This window comes from cf. Phormidesmis sp. LEGE 11477, assembly GCF_015207105.1.
Lineage (GTDB): Bacteria > Cyanobacteriota > Cyanobacteriia > Phormidesmidales > Phormidesmidaceae > Phormidesmis.
This window is the reverse complement of sequence record NZ_JADEXO010000206.1, coordinates 1-4,679: the sequence shown is the minus strand read 5'-3', so window position 1 is coordinate 4,679 and position 4,679 is coordinate 1. Positions and strand designations below refer to the sequence as shown.

General features: G+C 49.2%; 6 protein-coding genes. 2 read left to right on the top strand and 4 right to left on the bottom strand.

Annotation, left to right across the window (positions count from 1 at the left end; genetic code table 11):
• Nucleotides 1-134: 134 nt before the first annotated feature.
• From IQ256_RS28430 to IQ256_RS28415, 4 genes are all read right to left on the bottom strand, one after another.
• The gene (locus IQ256_RS28430; RefSeq protein ID WP_228025371.1) at nucleotides 135-389 is read right to left on the bottom strand and encodes a hypothetical protein; all 255 of its coding nucleotides are present in this window, start codon (nucleotides 387-389) and stop codon (nucleotides 135-137) included.
• A gap of 153 nt (nucleotides 390-542) precedes the next feature.
• Complete coding sequence (locus IQ256_RS28425; RefSeq protein ID WP_193859050.1) at nucleotides 543-734, bottom strand: hypothetical protein; 192 nt, start codon at nucleotides 732-734, stop codon at nucleotides 543-545.
• A 419-nt stretch (nucleotides 735-1,153) separates the two neighbouring features.
• Nucleotides 1,154-1,573 (bottom strand): M48 family metallopeptidase, encoded by a 420-nt coding sequence (locus IQ256_RS28420; RefSeq protein WP_193859049.1) that lies wholly within the window; start codon nucleotides 1,571-1,573, stop codon nucleotides 1,154-1,156.
• Between the two features lie 185 nt (nucleotides 1,574-1,758).
• Nucleotides 1,759-2,127 (bottom strand): iron-sulfur cluster assembly accessory protein, encoded by a 369-nt coding sequence (locus IQ256_RS28415; RefSeq protein WP_193859048.1) that lies wholly within the window; start codon nucleotides 2,125-2,127, stop codon nucleotides 1,759-1,761.
• Nucleotides 2,128-2,403: 276 nt separating this feature from the next.
• Between IQ256_RS28415 and IQ256_RS28410 the strand changes: the two genes are divergently transcribed.
• Both IQ256_RS28410 and IQ256_RS28405 read left to right on the top strand, forming a co-directional pair.
• Complete coding sequence (locus IQ256_RS28410; protein WP_193859047.1) at nucleotides 2,404-4,089, top strand: hypothetical protein; 1,686 nt, start codon at nucleotides 2,404-2,406, stop codon at nucleotides 4,087-4,089.
• A 45-nt stretch (nucleotides 4,090-4,134) separates the two neighbouring features.
• The gene (locus IQ256_RS28405; RefSeq protein ID WP_193859046.1) at nucleotides 4,135-4,515 is read left to right on the top strand and encodes a hypothetical protein; all 381 of its coding nucleotides are present in this window, start codon (nucleotides 4,135-4,137) and stop codon (nucleotides 4,513-4,515) included.
• Nucleotides 4,516-4,679: the final 164 nt, after the last annotated feature.

Here is a 4,679-nt window from a genome sequence, read left to right as displayed (position 1 = left end):
GCAGTACTATTGTATCAAAAGTTGCCATGATTGAGCAACATCATACGCAAGACTGTTCGCAAAGCTCACCCGTTTACACCACCCCCTAAGCTTCGCTATAGACGGAGTCCTAGCGGAGTCTGGATAGAAACCGCTTATTCGGCTAGAAACTTATTGCTCACCCAGCTAGATATGCCGCTGATCAGTGCCCCCGCCATCAGAATGCCAATAGCGGGCATAAATAGCGAATCCCAAAGGCTGTACCACAGGTCAAAGCCAAGATTGATATTAGTCGCCCGGCCAATTAGCGCCACTACAAACCAACCAAAGCTCAGTAAAACAAAAAATAGATTAAACATCAGCGCGGTATCAAGGAAGGCACCTACGCGATCTTTTATTTGCTCTTTCATAAAGGCAGACTCAAACAAATACTCTAGCAATCTTGTGGGTCATCCTAGTCGATATAGCATTTATCTAAAAAGATGGCCGCCTCGTAAGAGAAGCGGCCATTTTTTGACTATTCATAATCTCGACTAAGCGCTTTTGAGCGTGTTCTTAACGGACTAGACTGCTTTGACACCCTCCAGATCAGCGATGATATTGTCAGGGTCAACATAGTGGCATACGGCATCGTCAATACAGATCAGCGCCCAACCGGATTTGTCTAGCTCTACAAAGGTATAGTCTGCATTTTGTACAAAGCTACCTTTGTGGTTACGAGTTTCTGGCTTGATTGAAACTGGTTGAAGGTTCATAATCAGCGACTCCTAATAGGGTGTACGCAGAATGAAAAAGTCCTTGCTGCCCACTCGAACCGTGAACGCTCTGAGTTGAAGCTCTAGGTTGAAACTCTGAACTAAGGCTTTAAGTTAAGGCTCTAAGTTAAGCAAGACTTATCAACTGCTTTACCTAATCTTATCAGTGACTTCTGGGATCGCTCGTTAAGTTATTGTTTCAGACGCTGCGAGCCTTTAATAGGGCGTGATCACCTCTGAATCACTTGTCTCAGTAATGCCTAAACCCTGATGATGAAAGCACTTTATAGATGAAGTGGGGATCGTCAAGGACGCTGATCCCCGTCCAGTATTTCTAAGTTCTGTTGTCATTACTTAATGAACTAATATTAAGCAGCTCTGTCGCTTCAAATAGCTGAAAGCCACTCTCACAGGCTGGTTCAGGAATCAAACAACCATTTTTGGACTCTCTTCAGACTCTTCCAATCGGGCTTTCTTCTTAATCCTTCTTCAAAGTTCTCTTGGACTTCTGCTTTGAGCTCATCCACCGCAAAAACCATCTGCGAGATGAGGTCAATCTGATCACGGACGCCGCTTTTGCCGGTTTCTAGCAAGGCGATCGCTAGGTTAATGCGCGCCTGTGGATCTTTAGGAGCAAGCTTTACTGCCCTTTGAGCCGCTTTGTAGCCAGCGTTGGGCTTATCCGCTAGCAAATATAGCCAGGCTAAACAGGTTTGGGCCGCGCTATTTTTTGGGGCCTGAGCGCAGATATCTTTGAAGATAGGCAGGAGAACCTCGGCAGACTCACCTTCTTTGTAGCGAGAAATGCCCTCTTCAAACTGGGTTTCTAGGGTTTGCATATTAGAGAGTAGACCTGGTTTTTCTGTTAGTTAGAGCGCTATTAGTTAGAGCTACATTAGTTCAGCGCTCTACTAGTCAGAGCGCTATCAGTTAGAGCGCTATTGCTCAGAGCGGCGTCAAATTGTTGGCAAATTTTGGTCAAAGCACTGGTGAGTGATGCGCTGACCAATAAGGTGCTAGCAAGCTAGGTGCCAAAGGATTTACCGCAGCCACAAGTCTGGTTAGCATTGGGATTAGTGAACTGAAATCCACCGCCAATAAGCGCATCGCTATAGTCGAGCATCAGGCCATAGAGATACAGCAGGCTCTTGCGATCGCACACGACTTTGAATCCTTCGTAATCGTACACTTCATCGTGCTCACCCACATTGTTAGGATCTTCAAAATCCATCATGTAGGACATGCCAGAACAGCCGCCCTGACGGACCCCAACGCGCAAACATAGGTCGCCTTCTTGCTTATCGCGTAGGGCTTTGACATGAGTCAGCGCGGCTTCAGACATAAGGATGCCTTTTTCGGCTTGGGCAGTTGCCTGAGTGGTGGTTTGAGACATAGGGTTTAGCAAAAGGTGGGTGGGCAGGGATGGCGTTAGCTAAGGTACTCGCGCATCTCGCGCATAAGGGTACATTGGTTGGCTATAGTTTAGCGCATTGGTTTTCGACTTCAGCCGGACTTTAGTCAATGGTGAACTGTCGTGTCGCTCTAGAGCAGAGCAATACGACAGCGCTGACAAACTCGGTAGAATGGCACAGGTCAGTTGATCAAAATCAAACGATCAAATACTGAGAATCTTTCAAATACTGAGAATCTTTACAAGCCGCTTAGCCTCATGCATCAACTGAGTCCGTTTACCTGCCGCCGCCTGAGCCATTTGCCTCGTCTGACGAGCGTGTGGGAGTGCGATCGCAGGCCGCTGCCGATGATGCCGCCAGCCATCGGAGACGATGATGTCCCGCTGAAGGGCGACTGCATCTTGTGGGTGGATAGTTTGCAGGGCGTGGTACGAGGTATGAATGTAGTGCCAGCCGAGACTGGTCATGAGGCGATTGTCCGAACGCTCTTGCAAGCTATCGAAACCCCTCAGGGGCAGGTAGAGCCCGCTCGACCTAGAAAGGTGGTGGTATGCGATCGCGAGATTCAGTTTTTCCTCCGAGGGGCGCTGCAGTCGCTAGATATTCCGGTTGAGCATTCTCCAGAGCTGCCAGCAATAGACGAAATCTTCGAGAAAATTCAGTCGGCTGTCCCACCCCAAGTTGAGCTGCCAGAAGATTTTGAAGAGATTTTATTAAAGAAGGCCGCGACAATATGGCAAGACGCGCCTTGGAATGCTTTTAGCGAGCAGGAAATTCTGGCGATAGAGCTCAACCGCTGGGAAATCGAGACGCTATATCTATCTATACTTGGCATCGCTGGCCTAGAGTTTGGTCTGTTGTTCTACCGCGATCTAGACTCTTTGCGACAGTTTCGCCACAAGCTGCTTAGCAGCGATGACCGAGAAGAGGCCATGCAGCAGGCTTTCTTAGAACAAAACTGTCTTTTTATTAACTTCAATCCGGCTGAAGGGGTGGTGCCGCTATCTAGCTCGTCGGTCAGTGGCTTACCGGCAGCAGCGGTGGACTATGACTTTGGCAGTGTGCATCCGTTAGAAGGGCTGCGATCGCAGCTAGCAGAAGAAGAAGCCGCCAGTTTGGTAGTCGCCCTAGAAGCGCTCCATCGGTTTTTGAAAAAACATGATGTTCACACTAAAAACTTTTCGCTGCAGTCGATTAGCAGCCGATTTCGCATTCCTAACCCAGCGTCACTAGAGCAGGCAGGAAAAGAACTAGTCCCGGTCAAAATTTCTACCCTGCCAGAAGTTTCTGCGGCCTTTCTTAGCGAGACAGGCAGCGACAGCAGCTTAGCTGACATGGGTTTTGAGCTAGAAGGAGAACTTGGAGAGTTTCTAGATTCTGCTAACGCAGCGATCGTCGATGACAGCGTGCCTGAAGGATCGCTGATCATGCTGAGCAGCTACAGAACTAAGGAGATCGAACAGCTTAGAGAGCACCGCCGTATCTATTATCAAAACTTTCTTACCCCGCCAGAGAAAACCCCCTCAAGCAAAGCCAAGTGGCCGGTGCTAACCATTCAAACCACGCGGCCCAAGGCCAAACAGCTAGTTGAGCGGCTCAAGCTAGAAGGGGGAATTCAGGCCATCTGCTTCAATCCTGGGAGCGACCTGGCGAGTGGCCAAATATTTCAAATTGGCCTATTAAAGACCGCAGCCGGGTCTCTGCATTTGTTTAACGAATACGAAATCAATGAGCCCACGGATTCTCAGGCGATTGAAAAGTGGATGCTCAATAGTGACAGCAACAATGGCTGCTGTGGCTGTATCATCGCAGCGGGAGCCACTGGGGGAAAGCGCGGGCGACCGACTGCTAGAGAAATAGTGGCCTTTTTTGAAGTGTTCACCAAGCTACCAGAAGAGCTGGGATTGACGCCACTGGTCATGAGCTACTCCACTGAGTGGTAGGGCGAGATGTGGTAAGACCAGAGATGACAAGACGAGATAGAAATCATGGCGTCGTCTACAGTCCTAGCCGTTATTGCTGGCAACTGCTTACTAGCAGCGCTAGTAATGCTCATGATCAAAAAGGTTTGGCGATGGCGGTGCGAGCTGACTCGGCTAACGGCTTGGCTGCGGTCGGTGGGCGGGGAGAGTGGCGCTGGTCATAGTGCTGACAACGCTGCTAATGCAGTCGCGATCGCGTCTCAGCAGATGGGGTTGGCCTTGATGATGAGGCGATCGCACATCGCAGAGACTCGGCTGAGATTAGCCCGGTTAAAGTTAATCTCTCATCAGATTAATCAGCTGCTGGGCCTGATCCGTCTGCTGATAGTGATTGGACAAAGGCACAGACGCAAAAGCCAGCCATCTAGGCCCTCATCAGCCAAGTAAATCCGTCGTAAATCAAGGGCACGCAGGTTCTAAAGGCTTGACGCTCTCCCCCTAACCCTATGGGTATAGTCGGAGATTCTTGCTTCAAAGACTCTTAACTAGATACCTAAGCAAGCTTAAGTACCCCCGTCAGCCCGTCTCGACAAGCATTTTAATTAACGTCC

What these genes read in the sequence shown, in the direction of transcription:
- IQ256_RS28430 (WP_228025371.1), bottom strand. Translation starts at nt 389, where the DNA reads ATGAAAGAGCAAATAAAAGATCGCGTAGGTGCCTTCCTTGATACCGCG.
- IQ256_RS28425 (WP_193859050.1), bottom strand. Translation starts at nt 734, where the DNA reads ATGAACCTTCAACCAGTTTCAATCAAGCCAGAAACTCGTAACCACAAA.
- IQ256_RS28420 (WP_193859049.1), bottom strand. Translation starts at nt 1,573, where the DNA reads ATGCAAACCCTAGAAACCCAGTTTGAAGAGGGCATTTCTCGCTACAAA.
- IQ256_RS28415 (WP_193859048.1), bottom strand. Translation starts at nt 2,127, where the DNA reads ATGTCTCAAACCACCACTCAGGCAACTGCCCAAGCCGAAAAAGGCATC.
- IQ256_RS28410 (WP_193859047.1), top strand. Translation starts at nt 2,404, where the DNA reads ATGCATCAACTGAGTCCGTTTACCTGCCGCCGCCTGAGCCATTTGCCT.
- IQ256_RS28405 (WP_193859046.1), top strand. Translation starts at nt 4,135, where the DNA reads ATGGCGTCGTCTACAGTCCTAGCCGTTATTGCTGGCAACTGCTTACTA.